This window comes from Streptomyces sp. NPDC101393, from assembly GCF_044767385.1.
Taxonomy (GTDB): Bacteria; Actinomycetota; Actinomycetes; order Streptomycetales; family Streptomycetaceae; genus Streptomyces.
In genome coordinates this window covers 114,757-130,322 of the sequence record NZ_JBIWNU010000010.1, presented here as the reverse complement: position 1 = coordinate 130,322, position 15,566 = coordinate 114,757, and the positions used below count along the sequence as shown (strand labels likewise).

General features: G+C 68.2%; 14 protein-coding genes and 2 pseudogenes. 6 read left to right on the top strand and 10 right to left on the bottom strand.

The features are described 5' to 3' along the window. Positions 1-423: 423 nt before the first annotated feature. The 4 genes and pseudogenes from ACIRQ7_RS29930 to ACIRQ7_RS29915 all read right to left on the bottom strand — a co-directional run bounded on the left by ACIRQ7_RS29930 (position 424) and on the right by ACIRQ7_RS29915 (position 3,796). Positions 424-1,953, bottom strand: coding sequence for a hypothetical protein (locus tag ACIRQ7_RS29930; RefSeq protein WP_404265748.1), 1,530 nt, complete (start codon positions 1,951-1,953; stop codon positions 424-426). Between the two features lie 4 nt (positions 1,954-1,957). Further along, positions 1,958-2,272 (bottom strand): hypothetical protein, encoded by a 315-nt coding sequence (locus ACIRQ7_RS29925; protein WP_404265747.1) that lies wholly within the window; start codon positions 2,270-2,272, stop codon positions 1,958-1,960. A 45-nt stretch (positions 2,273-2,317) separates the two neighbouring features. Then, the gene (locus tag ACIRQ7_RS29920; RefSeq protein ID WP_404265746.1) at positions 2,318-2,749 is read right to left on the bottom strand and encodes a YbaB/EbfC family nucleoid-associated protein; all 432 of its coding nucleotides are present in this window, start codon (positions 2,747-2,749) and stop codon (positions 2,318-2,320) included. A 36-nt stretch (positions 2,750-2,785) separates the two neighbouring features. Next, positions 2,786-3,796 (bottom strand): annotated as a pseudogene (locus ACIRQ7_RS29915) (alpha/beta fold hydrolase). A 644-nt stretch (positions 3,797-4,440) separates the two neighbouring features. Here ACIRQ7_RS29915 and ACIRQ7_RS29910 point away from each other — a divergent pair. Together ACIRQ7_RS29910 and ACIRQ7_RS29905 are read left to right on the top strand one after the other, a co-directional pair. Continuing rightward, positions 4,441-4,854 (top strand): RNHCP domain-containing protein, encoded by a 414-nt coding sequence (locus tag ACIRQ7_RS29910; protein ID WP_404265865.1) that lies wholly within the window; start codon positions 4,441-4,443, stop codon positions 4,852-4,854. Between the two features lie 431 nt (positions 4,855-5,285). Further along, positions 5,286-5,579: a putative quinol monooxygenase gene (locus tag ACIRQ7_RS29905; RefSeq protein ID WP_404265745.1), complete on the top strand. Its 294-nt coding sequence runs from the start codon at positions 5,286-5,288 to the stop codon at positions 5,577-5,579. 414 nt (positions 5,580-5,993) lie between these two features. On the opposite strand, the gene ACIRQ7_RS29900 is transcribed toward ACIRQ7_RS29905, so the two are convergent. Then, positions 5,994-6,278, bottom strand: a complete 285-nt coding sequence (locus ACIRQ7_RS29900) for a LysR substrate-binding domain-containing protein (protein WP_404265864.1) — start codon at positions 6,276-6,278, stop codon at positions 5,994-5,996. Between ACIRQ7_RS29900 and ACIRQ7_RS29895 the strand changes: the two genes are divergently transcribed. Further along, the gene (locus ACIRQ7_RS29895) at positions 6,216-6,521 is read left to right on the top strand and encodes an aldo/keto reductase (RefSeq protein WP_404265863.1); all 306 of its coding nucleotides are present in this window, start codon (positions 6,216-6,218) and stop codon (positions 6,519-6,521) included. The two genes, ACIRQ7_RS29900 and ACIRQ7_RS29895, sit on opposite strands and share 63 nt — an antisense overlap. 68 nt (positions 6,522-6,589) lie before the next feature. Here the strand turns inward: ACIRQ7_RS29895 and ACIRQ7_RS29890 are convergent, their stop codons facing one another. Further along, positions 6,590-7,576 carry an alpha/beta fold hydrolase gene (locus ACIRQ7_RS29890; protein ID WP_404265744.1) on the bottom strand — a complete coding sequence of 329 codons (987 nt, stop codon included), beginning with the start codon at positions 7,574-7,576 and terminating at the stop codon, positions 6,590-6,592. 203 nt (positions 7,577-7,779) lie between these two features. Here ACIRQ7_RS29890 and ACIRQ7_RS29885 point away from each other — a divergent pair. Continuing rightward, positions 7,780-8,267, top strand: a pseudogene (locus ACIRQ7_RS29885) (alpha/beta hydrolase); the annotation flags it as partial. Positions 8,268-8,754: 487 nt separating this feature from the next. Next, the gene (locus tag ACIRQ7_RS29880; RefSeq protein ID WP_404265743.1) at positions 8,755-9,588 is read left to right on the top strand and encodes a PIG-L family deacetylase; all 834 of its coding nucleotides are present in this window, start codon (positions 8,755-8,757) and stop codon (positions 9,586-9,588) included. A 357-nt stretch (positions 9,589-9,945) separates the two neighbouring features. On the opposite strand, the gene ACIRQ7_RS29875 is transcribed toward ACIRQ7_RS29880, so the two are convergent. From ACIRQ7_RS29875 to ACIRQ7_RS29860, 4 genes are all read right to left on the bottom strand, one after another. Beyond that, a complete protein-coding gene (locus ACIRQ7_RS29875) occupies positions 9,946-10,203 on the bottom strand; it encodes a helix-turn-helix domain-containing protein (protein ID WP_404265742.1) in 258 nt (85 codons plus the stop codon). Next, the gene (locus ACIRQ7_RS29870; RefSeq protein ID WP_403674025.1) at positions 10,203-10,688 is read right to left on the bottom strand and encodes a DUF2975 domain-containing protein; all 486 of its coding nucleotides are present in this window, start codon (positions 10,686-10,688) and stop codon (positions 10,203-10,205) included. Before ACIRQ7_RS29870 ends, ACIRQ7_RS29875 begins: the two co-directional genes overlap by 1 nt. A 1,412-nt stretch (positions 10,689-12,100) precedes the next feature. Beyond that, positions 12,101-12,838, bottom strand: a complete 738-nt coding sequence (locus ACIRQ7_RS29865; protein ID WP_404265741.1) for an alanyl-tRNA synthetase — start codon at positions 12,836-12,838, stop codon at positions 12,101-12,103. 32 nt (positions 12,839-12,870) lie between these two features. Beyond that, positions 12,871-13,881, bottom strand: a complete 1,011-nt coding sequence (locus ACIRQ7_RS29860; RefSeq protein WP_404265740.1) for a DMT family transporter — start codon at positions 13,879-13,881, stop codon at positions 12,871-12,873. Between the two features lie 247 nt (positions 13,882-14,128). On the opposite strand from ACIRQ7_RS29860, the gene besA reads away from it, so the two are divergent. Beyond that, a complete protein-coding gene (gene besA, locus ACIRQ7_RS29855) occupies positions 14,129-15,514 on the top strand; it encodes an L-propargylglycine--L-glutamate ligase BesA (RefSeq protein ID WP_404265739.1) in 1,386 nt (461 codons plus the stop codon). The last annotated feature ends 52 nt before the right edge of the window (positions 15,515-15,566 follow it).

Below are 15,566 nucleotides of genomic sequence, written 5' to 3'. Positions count from 1 at the left end.
CGTTCGCCCCTGACGCAAACGCACTGGCCGGCAGCTATCCGAGCGGGCAATCACCTTGTGGCCCGTCCGGACAAGGCGAGTTGACGTGCACGCTGCCTTCACACCCGTATACGGACGGACAGGGCCCTTGGCGGCTGTCACCGGTGCGAGGCCGAGAAAACGCGGATCGGCCGGCAGACGAAGCACGTGCCGCTGCTCGCGCTCAGCGTGCGCGCTCGACAGTTGGGTCCGGCCGCACCGGCACGTGCGACGGCACACACAGGCGCGCGCCGCCACGGCTGTGGCCTCTCGTCGGCCTGTGAACGGACGTACAGGACTCTGCGGTGGTGGCTGCGGTGGGCATCACCGGGCCGCAGCATCTGCAGGCGCGTACCTCCCGTCCGCGCGGGCCGGCACCTCCGCGCGGACGCGTCCGGGGCGGCCTCAGGCGGCGCCGCCACTGATGTGCTGCTGCTCCCGCCGGTCGGACGTGGCCCACGCCTGCTCGGCCTGCTGCTGGATGCCGGTCAGTGACTTGCCCAGCGTCAGCGCGAACTTGTCCGCCAGACCCACGTAGTTCTTCGCGCTCTTCGCGTCGGCGATCGCCTTGAGGGTGGGATACGCGGCGGGGAGGTGGGTCTTGGTCCATGTGTCGACGAACTTGACCCGCTCGAAGGCATCGCTGAATCGCGAGTTCCTCAGCCGGTTCTCGTGCTTCTTCAGCGCCGCGACGTCGAATCTCTTCAGCGGCGAGTCCTTGGCCGACGGCGCGGCGGCGGGCGGCTGCCCACCGCCGACGCTCTCGCGCTCGGAGAGTGCGGACGGATCGCGGGCGGGATCTGCGGTCGAGCGGGCGGGATCGCGGAGAGGTCCGGAGGTTTCGCCGACGGAAGCCTCCGCAGGCCCACGGACGTCGTGGGGCGTCTGCCCGGGAGTGGTCTCCCGCGGCGAGAACGGCGGGTTGAGAAGCCGGTCCATGGCGAGCCAGTCCCGGAAGACGTCATCGCTGTGCCCGTCATCGTGGAACCCGCTGCCAGGCTTGCCCGTGCCGGTTGCGGTTCCGGTTGCGGCTCCGGCTCCTGTGCGCCCATTCGTGTCGGAGGCGGCTCCGTGCGCGGGCGCCGACGTGGGGACGGCGAGGGCGTCGAGTTCATGCCCGGCCGCCTCATCGCCGACCCGCGGCGCCGCGACACTCCGTACCCCGCCGGCGGCCCGGGAGTCAGCCGTCAGCCTCCCGAGGATGTCGACGAGCGAGTCGATCCGCCGAGCAGCACGGCCCGACAGGCCGGCCAGTTGGCCGACCTTCGTCATCATGCGCGTGACCTCCGTGACGGCGAGGACGACACAGCGGCTCACTCCGACGATGAGCGAGGCACCGAAGGTCCAGGCAGCCGCGGCCAGCGCGACGAGCATCGTCGCGATGATGTCGCCGAGCACGGACGTGATCATGTCGCGGATCAGGGCGCGCACCGCGGTGATCACCGCCATCGTCGTCTCGACCACGTAGCCGGTGGTGTCCACGGCCTTGCCCGCCGCCTCCATCCGCTGCGCGTGGCCGTCGATGCTCTCGCGGCAGCCGTCGGCCGCCGGCCCCTCCCAGGAGGCGGTGTACGTGTGGGCCGACGATGTCACTTCCTCGGCCGCGTTGCGGAGGTCCTGCGCGTATTCGTGCAAGGACTCCGCGATTCCGGCCACCGCCTTCGGGTCGCCCGCGAGCAGATCGAGCGGCTCGCGCAGGAACGCCACGTGCTCGATCAGCCAGCCCAGCCCCATGGCGGTCAGCTTGCTCAGCGGATCGAGTCCCACCGAGATCACGTCGAGCACCGAGGAGACCACGCCGATGCCGATCTCCGCGGCGGCAGCCGCCCGGTCGCCGTCGTGGGCGCCGCGCACGCCTCCGATCAGTCCGTTGAAGCTGTCGACGATGCCGGCGCCCGAGGACCAGTTGCCCGAGGTGACCTCCAGTTGCGACATCGGATCACCGCCGGCCCAGGGCGGTCGAGCGCTCCTCGGTGTCCTCGTACACCGACGCGGTGTCCCGGACCGACTTGGATACGTCGCCCATGGTGTGCGCCAGGTCGTCGAGGTGATCGGCCGTCACCGCCATCGCGATCCGGGCGGGCACGCCGAGCACCTGGGCGAGCAGCACGCCGAAAGCGTTGACGTCCCCGCCGTTGAGCGTGTGCACACCCTCGGACACCCGCTGGATCGTGGGAACCGTGTCGTTCTCGAGGGAGTCGGCGAACCGCTTCAGGTCGTCGGTGTCGACGCCGACAACGCCGTTGTATGTCATCGCGTCCTCAACTCTCCACGCTCGTCGTCACGATGGCGGCCCACGTCACGCCGTACGCCCGGGCCGCTCGTGAGCACCACCGGGCCGCGCAGTGCGCGGCGGAACGTGCCCCGCGGACGCCCCCTCCCCGACGGCGCCCACGAAAGGCGACAGCACATCCATCGCCGCGGAGTTCCCGCCGACCAAGTCGCCGAAGGCCGCGCGCACCTCGCCGCCCGCGCGCACGCTCGCCTCGCTGACGAGCTTCTTGACCAGTGCGGCCAGCCGCTGAGGCGGCATCGTCGCGGCGTTCCTGCCGAACGCGATGTCGAGGAGGTTGCCGCTCGCGCCCACGGTGACCGTCACCGACCGGTCGGGAGCGGTCACCGTGACGGCGCATCCGGCCACGGCCTCGGCGGCTCGCTGCGCTTTCGCGCCCAACTCCGCCAGATCGCTGTCCAGGTATCGCAGCATGTCGTCGTCTGATCCGTAAGGCATGGGGCAAGATCACCCCAGCCGGACGACGCCCCGTGATCATCCCGGTGAAGATCCGGGCAACGACACGGCAAACCTCAATGATCGCGGGCCGCCGGGCCGACGCGAGACCGATGAGAACTCCTCGGTTCTGATCGGGGTTTGCTCGGCCTGCACGTCTCCGACCACCCGCCTCTCGGCGTCGACCACCACCACCCGATGGCAAGCCATCAGCCTGCGCGGCGTGTGCACCTCACGTGACAGCGCATGCCCCATGCCGGGTATCTCGACGGTGTGCGCGCCTCGGACCGCCTGGGCAAGGTGGTGGGGGCGTGGCGGCGCGGCAACCGGGTCGGCGGGAGCGGAGATGAGGAGAGTGGGGCACCGCGGTCCGGGCGAGTTGCTCGGTGCGATCCAGGTTGGAGGCGTCGGCGCGGGCGGGCGCGGTGCTGACGGCGTAGTGCCCGGTGTGCGCGGTGACCTTCCACTCAAGGGCGCGGGTGTACTCGGCGTCGAAGGGGAGCTGATCGCCTCCCAAGGCCTGCCCGTGCTCGACCCGCCGTTCCCACTCTGCTTCCAGGCCAAGATCCGCCACGGGGCGGGACATCTCCAGCAGGCGGGGTGCGATACCGGGTAGCTCCTCGGGCGGGGTCCGGTTTCCGTCCGGCTGGATGTACGGGACGGTGCTGAGCGCACTCGTGCCGATCAGGGTCGCGCTGAGCAACCGTTGGGGATGGTCGGCGATGAGGAGTTGCGAAGCATGCCGCCCAGCGACATGCCCACTATGTGGGCGCGTTCGATGCCGAGGGCGTCCAGCACCGCGAGGGCGTCTTCCGCAAGTTCCGCGAGGGGATAGGGCTGTTGGTCGAACGCCCAGGTGGAGCGACCGGCATCGCGGTGGTCGTAGCGGATCACGCGGTGGCGAGGGGCGGTCATGTCCACCAGTTCATCCGGCCAGCCCAGGCCGGGTGCTTGCGCACCCATGATCAGCAGCAACGGAGATGCTTCTGCGGCACCACGGTCTTCCGCCCGGAGTCGTACACCGGGTGCGAGGTCGATGAAGCGGTCCATGATGCTCCTCCTGCGGGCCAACGAAGAGGAGACGAGACGTATCGCATCGCAACCTTCACCTGCTACCGGCGCACCACAACCGGGACGACACCTTGTGCGGTGACCGTCCCGCGAGTGGTCATGCCCGGCGGACGATGATCGGCGCGGCAGGTCACTGAGGGTTGCCGCACGAGCTGGGGCGCCTGCCGCCAGACCCGGCGAAACCAGGTGACCAGCCCGGCCCGCCTGCCCGTCGCTCCGCCTCGGCCTCCATAAGCCGCCTGACCAGCGACCTTCCAGACGGCCACTGGCTCACGAATAGGATGGAGAACGTCTCCGCAGTCACCGACAGGGGACGGAGGCCCGAAAGATCAAGGAGGTGGCGTGATCACGAAATTGCATGCCGCTACTGCTGCTGCCTGACGGGGGACGACGCCCACGGCAGTGAGACTGGATGGACACCTACCGGCGGCACGTGGCAAGACCCGCGTGACAGTGGCTGGGATAAATACACAAACCCAGTCGTGGTCCGGATCCAGAGCTGCACACGCACTCTGGTGAAGCTGGAGCCGGAAGTAATCGCCCGCCCAAAGCGGCGGTGAACCGCGTCACTCCCCAGTCAAGCCTGCGACCCCTGCCCCGGCAGGAGGAGAGCGAACGGAACCCTGCGCCTCCGAGTTGAAGACCCCTTCGACTCGCTGAGGAGCAGCACCATCAGCAGAACAACCGAAAACACCGGCTTCACCTGCGAAAACTGCGGCAGGACGGTCGCGGCATTGGTCAACGGAAGCTATCGCAACCACTGCCCGCACTGCCTGCACTCGCTGCATGTGGACGTCTGGCCCGGAGACCGTGCCAACGACTGCCGTGCGCTGATGCGCCCTGTTGCCGTCGAGCACCACTCCGCCAAGGGCTACATGATCGTCCACCAGTGCACCGACTGCGGGTCCCGTCGCCGCAATCGCATGGCGGACGACCCGCACCAAGGCGACGACCTGGACACCGTCCTCGCAGTGATGCACAGGGCCGTCGACCCAAACGAAGCCGGACACACAAACCGGCGCCAGACACACATCTGACGCCCCGGCGGCTCCCTCTCACAGCGGGAGCCGCCGGCCGCACCCCCACCGGCTCGACGCGCTGGCGCAGAGCGTCACCGCCGGATTCGTTCGGGCGCATCCACCACCTGACGAAGGAGCGGCTGGCCGCGGTCATGGACGGCTTGTGTGAGCGCGGGCTCGTCGACGCCCACGGCCGGTTCACCGACGCCGGCCGCGAGACCAAGCAATACATCGAAGCCCTTATACCGGCAAGGGGATCACCCCCCTCCCGGCAGTACCACCGTCCAGCCCCGCCAGACGCCAGTCCCCAGATCGTCCAGCCGTACGAACCCACGACCAGAGTGCACAAACACCTGCCAGCAGGCCTCGCGTGCGGCACCGATGAATTTCCGGCCGCCGACCGGTCCAAGTGGTGACAGCAGTCGGCCCGCACGGGAGGCAAGGACATCGTGAGAGTGATCGTGGCTGGAAAAGTGTACGTGGACCAGGAGGACCGGGACCGCTGTGTTGATGCGCACCAAATCATCGTTGAGCAGGCGCGCAAGCACCCTGGTTGTATCGATGTGGCGATCTCGGCCGATCCCACTGAGGCAGGACGGGTGAACATTTTCGAGCACTTCGAGTCCAACGAAGCTCTGGATCACTGGCGATCGGTAGCGCCATCCCCTTCGGCTTCCTTTGACATCAAGGACGTCCAAGTGTTCAAACACGTGATCGCCAGCTCCGGCCCTCCCTTCGACTAGGCAGCTTCGTCCGGATCACCGGGCGGACCAGGTTGGTCTGCCGGGACGGAGAACACCGCCCTACGCCGCGCCTGCGCAGATGCTCGCGGAAGGCGCGCGAGGAGTGCGCCTTGCCGAAAGGCGATTCGGGAGTGTCTTGCGGGCGTTCTGTCTCAGCGGAGGTTCGCTGCCCCATCTCAGTTGATCCAGCCTGTGGGGAGGGATCGAGGGAACGAGGGATCGAGGGAACGAGGGATCCGACCTGAGGCGACCAGAATTGAGCTGCAGGCCGTAAGAATCTCAGTCGACCCGGACTCGCATACACGGATGCCGGGCGGTGTGTCAGTTGATCTGGTCCCTCTGCCTACGGCTTCGATCGATGCAACGCCGGGGTGACCATGGCCAGGACTGCAAGGTGGCGCATCTGACCCATCGTCACATATCGCCCACGGCTGCCGCCTGCTCCTGAAGCGCGTGAATCAGGGTCGCGAGCTGGGGGTGGTCGCGGCGGCGGCTGAGCGTGGCAGCGCCGATGTGCCGAATCGGAACCGGCTCCTTGATCGGGACGGTGCACACGCCTGCCACCTCCGGGACCGGCGCGATGGAGGGGGCCAATGAGATCCCCATGCCCGCAGCGACGAGCGAGCGCGCGAAGAAATAGTCAGTTGTCGGGCCACGCATCTCCGGGCTGAAGCCGGCTCGCTCGGCGTAACGCCGCAGGTACGCTCCCTCGACGGCCCGTCAGGCCCGACCTCCGTCGGCACCGCCTTCCACCGCATCGCGGCCGAGCACGGCGTCAGCCCGCAGCAGATCGCCCTGGCATGGCTGCTCACCCGCTCCCCGGCAATGATCCCGGTGCCGGGAGCCAGCCGCCCGGCATCCCTCCACGACTCGGCCCAGGCCGCCGAACTCACGCTGAGCTCGGCGGAACCGGCGCAGCTTGACGACGCGCTGCCGGGCTGAACCTACGCCGCTCGACGTCCGCCCCGAGACGGCCAAGAGGCTGGGGCCCGGGGCCCCCGGGCGGTTACTCAGCTGGGCAGGGAGGCAAGCCAGCCGGTCAGGATCTGGCTGACCTCCTCGCGGCGTTCCTGCTGAATCCAGTGGCCGCAGCCGTCAAGGATGTGCGAGGAGACCAGTCCGGGCAGGGTGGTGGGGTATGCCTGGATGGCCTGGGTCAGCCAGGTGGTGGAGGCGTCCAGTGCACCGCCAAGGAACAGGGACGGCTGGGTGATGGGCTTGCCGTGGAAGTCGACGAGGTCCTCCCAGTCCCGGTCCATGTTCCGGTACCGGTTGAGCGCTCCGCTCATACCGGTCCGCTCGAACTCCCCGGCGTAGACATCGAGGTCGTCCTCGCTGAGCCAGGCAGGCAGCCGACCAGAGGGGAACCGGTCACGCAGCATCTCGCCGCGGCTGACGAAGTGCGGGTCCGGGGCGTCGGCCGCGGGCATGGTGTCGGCGGAGAAGGCGGCATAGAAGCCCGCCAGCCAGCCCCGGACGTCTGGTTCGATCTCGGCTTCGGCCCGGCCGGGCTCCTGGAAGTAGGAGACGTAGAACTCCTCGTCCCCACCCATCTGCGCGAAGACCTCGCTGGGCCGCGGCCCACCGGGCGGCGCGTAGGGCACGCTCAGCAGTCCGACCGCGCGGAAGACGTCCGGCCTGGCCAGGGCGGAGTTCGCGGCGATGGTCGAGCCCCAGTCGTGCCCGACAATCGCGGCGGTCTCCTCACCCAGAGCGCGCACCACGGCGACGTTGTCCTCGACCAGGTCGAGCATCCGGTACGCGGCCACCCCCTCGGGCCTGGAAGAACGGCCATAGCCGCGCACGTCCATGGCGACCGCGCGGTATCCGGCTGTGGCCAGCGCCTGCAGCTGATGGCGCCAGGAATACCAGGACTCCGGGAACCCGTGCACCAGCAGCACCAGGGGCCCGGCACCCCGCTCCACCAGGTGGATCCTGCCGGCGGGAGAGGGGACCAGACGATGTGTGACATCCGTGACCTGGACGGGCTGCGACATGAATCCTCCGGGGCTGTCGATCGATCTGCGTGCGCCGAGTGCGTCACCGGCCGGTGGCTGGATGGACCGCAGGCCAACGCCTCAGGACGCGATCATGTGACAGGCCCAGAGGTCACCGCGAGTTCTGTTGCTGCTTTGGCAAACCCCCCTCTCCGACCTCACACCGCGCAGGTCATCCATCCTGCGCCGCGGTCGCGTCGCGCGGCGCCGACCTCCACCGGGGCGATGGCAGCCGGCGAGCCGGTCGACGAGATCTTCGAGTAGTTCATCGGCCCGCTGGTCGAAAAGACGGTTCCGGAAGGGCAGGCCACCCTGGACGCCCTCCTCTCGCTGCCTGAGATCGGCGGTCCAGTCGGGTATTCGGGGTGGACCGCCGTCGGCATTCGGCTGGCGGCGGTCGAACAGCGCATCGCGGCCGCCGGCTTCTTTCGCCGGGGGTTACGTGCCCCGCGCCCCGCGCCCGACGCGAGGAGGCCCGGCAGGTCACCATTCCGCTGTTGTTCCTGCTGCAGTGGGACGACGAAGCGAACCCCGTCAGCGGGCCCTGGGACCCCGTCAGCGGGCCCTGGACCTGTTCGACGCCTTCGGCGCCAAGGAGGAGACGCTGCACGCCAATATGGGCGATCCTGCCTGCACCCCGTGGTTCGAGGTGGACGACGGGGACCGCTTCTTCGGCCGGCACCTGAAATGAGGCCGGGCCGTCAGGCCGGCAGCAGACGCTAGGCGGTGCCGGCCAGGATGCGGCTCTTCGAGGACAGGTCCCGGCCCTCCTCGACAGCGGCGCCCAGCAGATGCACAACCGCCCCGATCACGGCGGCACCAGCCATCGGCGGTGCCGACCGGTTGGAGGTTGAGAACCCCGAGGGGCCGACGTTCTCGACCCGCATGGCGCCCCACCAGGCAGGTCAGCGGCTTGCCATCTGACAGGTGCACTTCGAAGGCCAGCAAGTCGCGCCTGCCATCTCGCTCACGTGGAATGCCGACGCCTGGAAGGTCAGGGCCGCGCCGGGAACAACCGGTCCGGTCGGCACGGTTGCATCGACCGAGGGAACGGCGCCGCACGGGCGGGGAGCACGGACACCACAAGGTCGTCCGCCCCACCAGGATCCGGTCCCCACGATCGCGGTACGACCGCCGCACACTCGGCACAAGACGCATTTCTGCAGGAGGACCTTTTCATGACTGACCGGCCCTTGACGCTCATGGCAGTGCACGCCCACCCCGACGACGAGGCCACCGGAACCGGAGGGGTCCTCGCACGGTACGCGGCGGAAGGCATCCGCACGGTTCTCGTGACGTGTACCGACGGCGGTTGCGGTGACGGACCGGGGGGCATCAAGCCGAGTGATCCCGGACACGATCCGGCGGCCGTTGCCTTGATGCGCCGTCAAGAACTTGAGGCGAGTTGTGACGTCCTGAAGGTCAGCGATCTGGAGATGCTGGACTATGCCGACTCCGGGATGATCGGCTGGCCGAGCAACGACGCCCCCGGATCCTTCTGGCAGACCCCCGTGGAGGAAGGCGCCGCCCGACTTGCGGAACTCATGCGGCACTACCGACCCGATGTGGTCGTCACCTACGACGAGAACGGTTTCTACGGCCACCCCGACCACATCCAGGCCCACCGCATCACGATGGCGGCGCTGGAGATGACCGCGCTGACACCGAAGGTGTACTGGACGACGATGCCCCGCTCGATGATGCAGCGGTTCGGGGAGACCATGCGCGAGTTCGAAGAGGAGATGCCGGAGCCGGATCCCGCCGAGACCGCCGCGTTGGCCGAGATCGGCCTCCCCGACGAGGAGATCACCACGTGGGTGGACACCCTCGCATTCAGCGGCCAGAAGTTTGATGCGCTGGCCGCGCACGCCAGTCAGGGCGAGAACATCTTCTTCCTCAAGATGGGCAAGGAGAAGTTCGGCGAGTTGATGGGCATGGAGACCTTCGTACGTGTCAAGGACGCCACCGGCGCGACCGTACCCGAGAACGATCTCTTCGCCGGACTGCGCTGACCCACCCGTCCGACCGCTGCCCGAGAAAGCTCATCAGCCGCTCGATGGCATCGTGCGGGTCACACAGCCTGAGACTGTCCACGCGAGTACCCCTCCGGCAGCCCGCGTCCAGGCAGGCCCTAGCCGGCGGCACCGACACGTGGCCGCACCGCCGACCCGGCACCGCGCTCATGCCCAATCCACCTGACCACCGCACAGGTGGGAGACCGGCGGGCTCCTGACGCGGAGGGTGCGCGACAGCCCAGGTCACAAGCCCGGCGGCCTGCTCCGATCAAGGCAGGCCGCCGAGGCGGTGACACCTGGCAATCCGATGTCCGGCAGTGCTGCCAGGCGTTTTCACGCCCGCCCTGGGAATCGTCATCCGCCCGCGGCGCCCTCGGCGACCGCAGCATTCTCCGGGTCCTCCGGGTCCTCCGGGTCCCAGCGCAGCAGGTCGCCCGGCTGACACTTGAGCGCCTCGCAGAGCGCGGCGAGCGTCGCGAAGCGCACCGCCTTGGCGCGACCGTTCTTGAGTACCGCCAGGTTGGCGGGCGTGATCCCTACGCGGTCCGCGAGCTCGCCCACGGACATCTTCCGCCTGGCCAGCATCACATCGATGTCGACGGCGATCGGCATCAGATCACCTCGTCCAATTCGGCCTGCATCTGCGCCGCTGCAACTTCGCGCGCGACGGCCTGGGCGAGCAGCATCCGCAGCACTCGCACGATGAGCGCGACCCCCAGGATGGCCACGCCAATCCCGCCCATGATGACGGTGACGCCCGGGTCGGCCCGCTGGCCCGGCGCATTGACGGCCGTGACCGCGAACCACACGAAGGCGGCCGCCACGATCGCGCCGGTCATGACGTCCACGTGCCGGAAGGCGGTGTGGGAGAAGACGGTTCCCTGTCGGACCATCGTCACCAGCCGCCATACGCAGACCAGGGCGACCTGGGCCGACACCATGCCCAAGATCGTGATCACGCGCAGCGGGGTCAGCGGGAGTGACCCGTCCTCCGGGTCGGTGGCCAACGCCCACACCATCAATGCCTGCACGAACACGGTGCCGGCGAGCACCACCACGAGCACGGCACGCAGCGCACCCACTGTCAGCTTTCCCATCGCCCATCCTTCCATCGACTCACGATGTGAATCTATCGAATCTCGATAGATGAGGCAAGGGGCGGGTCGGCGAAGGGCAGCGGATGCGCGCTGCGGCGGGACACCGCAGCCCCTCCCACGGCCTCCCATGGCAGGACGTTCGCGAGACCCTGCCTTGATCCTTTCGGCGTCGCTTGAGCACACATCGGACGCCATCCGACTACGCCGAAGCCCCGTCCATGAGCAGCCCAGTCAACGACCAGGGCCGTGAGGCGCACGCCCATGCGAGATACCGGCCCAGCCGCGATCGAACCGGACAGCAGCCCGCAGACCGCATCCCCGAACCAAGACAGGGGCGGCATCCCCCTGGCCCGCCGTGCGCCTGGACCACAACACCCCGAGACTCATCCCGCGAGACGCGGTCGCTGAGCACGAGGTGGGGCAGGCCCCACAGGCAACACGGTATGGGAGTCCGCCGGTTGGGCAGCAGTGCGCAGCCGGCGCGCGTAAGTATCCGGGCTCATGCGTGCATCGGCGGGGCAGGTTCTACTTCGCGTATGGAACAGCTGCCAGCCCCCGATGGAACCCGCGCCCGACGGGCGACGACCGGGCACCGCTGGCGCCGATCGCACCAGCGATCGCGACGGCAGTGACCCTCATGGAGGGATTCGTGATCGGCTGGCTAGTTCTTATAACTCCCGCTTTGTGCGGAAACTCCTGGGACAACGAGCGCTACCGGGCGAGCTTTTCGTTTGGTCTCACAGTGAGCGCCTGCGGGCTCACCATCCCCGTGGGATTGCTGCTGACCAGCTGGATCCCGCCATGGCGGCGGCGCTATAACGGGGCACGAGTGGCCGCCGCGATACTGACGCCGGCCTCCCTCGCGGCGCTCTACGTACTCTTCAACGTCCTGCACACTCAATCGAGTTGAGGAGCTGCCCTCGTGCCGGCACCAGCCCTGATTCCCCGACGGCAGATCTTCGGGAGCGCCCGCATACGCACCTACGACGTGGAGGACTCAGCCGTCCGATCGCCGGCCGTCGACGCGACAGGTGAGACGGGCGCGTGCACCCGCATCCGCGATATCCGCCATTCCACGCCGACATAGCTGGTCGCGATGCAGCAGCTGCCGAGGGAAACCATCGCGAACTTGGCATCCCAGGGAACATCACACCAGCAGACGGTGCATGGGTACTCGCGCTCCTCGCCGTCCTGGCCTCTCCGGTTGGGAACGTTGCCGCCGGACGCCGTTTACGGGCCACCGGGCGGCGATCAGGGACGACCGGTCGGCCCGGGTTCAGAACCTGCCCGGCCGCACGGTGATCGCCCGCATGGCACCCGTTCCGCACCCGCTCCGACCCGCACATTGCTCATGCCTCCACCCCGCCCGGGCGTCAGGGGCCAGGGTGCCGGGCGCCCACAACCGGCGCCGATCAGGTGAGCGTCACGTGTGCCGCCTCATAACCGACCTTCAGACGGCTCGACTTGATTTTGACGGAGCGGATGGAGACATCGGTGAGGCAGCTCAGGTCGGTGACGTGTGTGCCTCCGCAGAACTCCGTCGCGAGGCCCTCGATGGTGATCGTCCGCCGCCCGTCACGCTCGCCGGAGCTGATCGGGAGGCCCTGTGCGATGGCCTTGACCACTCCCTCCTGCAGGGAATCGGCCAATTGTTCCTTGTCCACTTCCGCGCCTTCCAGCTCGTATTCGACCCGAGCCTGACCGGGAAAGTGATTGCTGCCGACGTGCCGCACACCGAAGGGGCGAATCAGCGCGTCGACCAAGTGACCCGCGGAGTGGAGGGCGGCATGCAGGCGGCGCTGTTCGGCGTCGATAGTCGCGGTGACCATTTGGCCCGCGGAAAATGCACGCTCGTCGTTCTCGGATGCCGGGGCCAGATCGACGTAGGCCCATCCCGAGTCGGGGTCACGGACCGGGGTGGCGGGAATGTCGTTGACCCATCCCCGGTCGCTGGGCTGCCCACCGCCCTGCGGATGGAAAATGTTGTCCGCCAGGGCCAGCCGAATCCCGGCGGCGCTCGACGCGCAGCTCAGAATCCTGCTCTTGGCCTCATAGGTGTACGTCTGGGTCAGATAGACGTTGTTCTGCGTGCCCACTGTCCTTGGGATGCCTTCCATGTTGGTCACGGCGTGTTGCGGAAGAGTGCTCATGGGTGCCCCACGGGATAAGTGGATATGGCGAATTATTCAAGCCCCGGTGGCGCCGGTCCGCGTCGCTCGGCCGGTCGCGCCATCTGTGAGGGGATGGGCGACTCCTTCCCGTCCGGCCCGTCCCATTCGTCGGTGTGGGCCCCGGGCTCTCCGGCCGGCGCGTCGGGGGCGTCGCCGGTAGCCGCGCGGGCCGGACGGCGATTGATGAGTGCGACGCCGGTGATCCCGAGTACCCCTCCGACCAGCGCCAGGGGGGCCGGCACCTCCCCCAGCCATACGTACGCGACGATCAGGGCGACCGGTGGCACGAGGTACAGGGCCGCGGTGGACGAGGCCACGGACAGCCGGGCGACCGCGTACCCCCAGACTACGAAGCCCACGGCGGAGGGGACCAGTCCAAGGAAGATGGTTGACCCCAGTGACGCCGCCGACGCGGTCGCGAAGCCGTGCACCATCCAGGGGGAGAGGGGGAGCAGGAAGAAGGTCCCTGCCCACATCGCGTAACAGGCGACCTCAAGACCGGTGTACCGGGCCAGCAGGGGCTTGGTCGCGAAGTGGTAGACGCCCTGGACGACGGCCGCGGCGAGAACGACCCACGCCGAGGCGGTGTATTCGGCGTGGCCTCCGGCCAGCGCGATCACCGCCGCGCCGACGATCGCCACCACGCTTCCGATGGCCTTCAACCAGGTGATCCGCTCCCCGAGGAAGGCGGCCGCGAGCAGCACGCTGAACACCGGGGCGACAGCGATGAGCAGGCTCGCGGTGCCGGCGGAGACGTGCACCTCGCCCCAGTTCAGAAGGACTTGATAGGCCGACATGCCGCTCACACCGCACAGCACGATCATGGGCAGGTCGCGCAGGCGCGGTGTGCGTACGCCGAGGAATGGTGCCGTGATCGCCAGGGCGACCGAGGCGACCATGAGGCGGGCCAGCGAGAGACCGGCGACACCGAATCCCTCCAGGCCCACGCGAATGGCGGGGAAGGCCGACGCCCACGCGAAGACGGTAAGGGCCAGAGCCCAGATGGCTTTCGGGATCTTCACGAGTGCGATCGTGTCACCGACGCACGCATGGATCAAATGACCCATACGCAAATAAAGGGGGGTGGGTTATTTTCCGGCCACACGTCTTGCGGCGATCACTCGCACTTTCTTGCGAGAATTCACCGGAACGGGTAATTCCGATCCCGTTTCCCCTGGCAGCCTCGTAGCCTCACCTGGAGCACCTGGTCCTTACGGATCTGTGCGGACCGCTGCAAGCAACCCAGACAAGCGAGGTAGAGCGCTCCTTATGGCTGATTTCGATTTCACACGGATTCTCATCTATGCGTTCAACTACGCCGACCGGATGCTGCAAGAGGTGTCGTACCTTCGGTACTCGGCGGAGCGGAGCCTTTGTTTCCTGTGGGAACTCCGCGACCCGGCGGTGCGGGCTGTCGTCATGACGTCGGAACCAGTCGATCCCTACACGCTCGAGTACCACTTCCGCGACGTTTTCCGGTTCGACGACCGAATGGTCGAAAGCGCCCGTGAGCGACTGACCCTGCTGACGCCGACCTCCCACCAGCCGGGCACGCTCGATGAGCTGGCCCTCGGCGAGGACCGGATCATGGACGCACTGCGGGGTGCCGCGCAGGAGAGTGCGCGGACGTCCATCGTCCACTTCATGGCCTCCGACTCCCTCGACGAGCTGGCCCGCAGGATCGGTGCCGATCTCGAAGAGGGCCACCGGTCCTTCGTCGCCCGCTGGGGCAGCAAGGCCGGGGGCAAGGAGATCCTCCTGCGCGCCGGTGTCGCGGTGCCCGACGGGACGGCGGAGGAGCTGCGCAGCGAGGAGGCCGTGGTACGGGAAATCGAGCGGCTCGCCTCGCGCCCTCACCCGGCGCAGCACGTCATGGTGAAGCTGAGCCCGGATACCTATGCCGCGTCGATCGGCAATGTGCTGGTCGACTGCGACAAGCTCGGGAGTACGGGGGATCTCGTTGCAGCGGCCGAGGTGATCCGGATGCCCTCCGACGACTTCTACCGGGAGCTCGCCAACGGAGGGGCGATCGTGGAGGAGTTCCTCGACGACGTCACCTCATCGCCCAGCGGGCTCGGGCACATCGGCGCGGACGGCACGGTCAAGGTGGTCGCCAGCCACGACCAGGTGCTGTCGGGCGGCCAGTACTGGGGGTGCCGGTTCCCGGCGGAGGAGCGGTGGCGGCCGGTCATCAGCGACGCGGTCGCGCGCACGGGTGCGGTGCTGGCCGAGCTCGGTCACCGGGGCACGTTCGGAATCGACTTCGTGATCGCGGGAGAGCGCGGGCCGCTCGCGGTGGAGATCAACCTGCGCAAGGTCGGTCCCAGCCATGTGCTGAGGTATGCCGAGGCACTCGTCGGCCGGGAGGTCGGAGACGACGGACTGCTGCGGCGGAGCGACGGACAGCCGATGTGCTATGTGCACGGGCGGCTGCACGAACCTGAGGCGCTCGGCAGGATCGACCCGAGGACCGCTGTCGAGCGGCTGCGTGCGGAGGGGTTGCTCTACCAACAGGAAAAGGGCGAGGGCGTTGCCCTGCATGTTCTGGGGGCCCTGACGTCCTGCGGCTTTGTGGAATTGACCGCCTTGGCGCCCACCTTCGAAGCCGCCGACGCGTACATCAAGGCGGCGAAAGCATCCCTGATGCGCGATTGAGGACGCGTGCTCAAGAAGCTGAACCGCCCTGCGTGGCCAGGGCGGTTCAGCT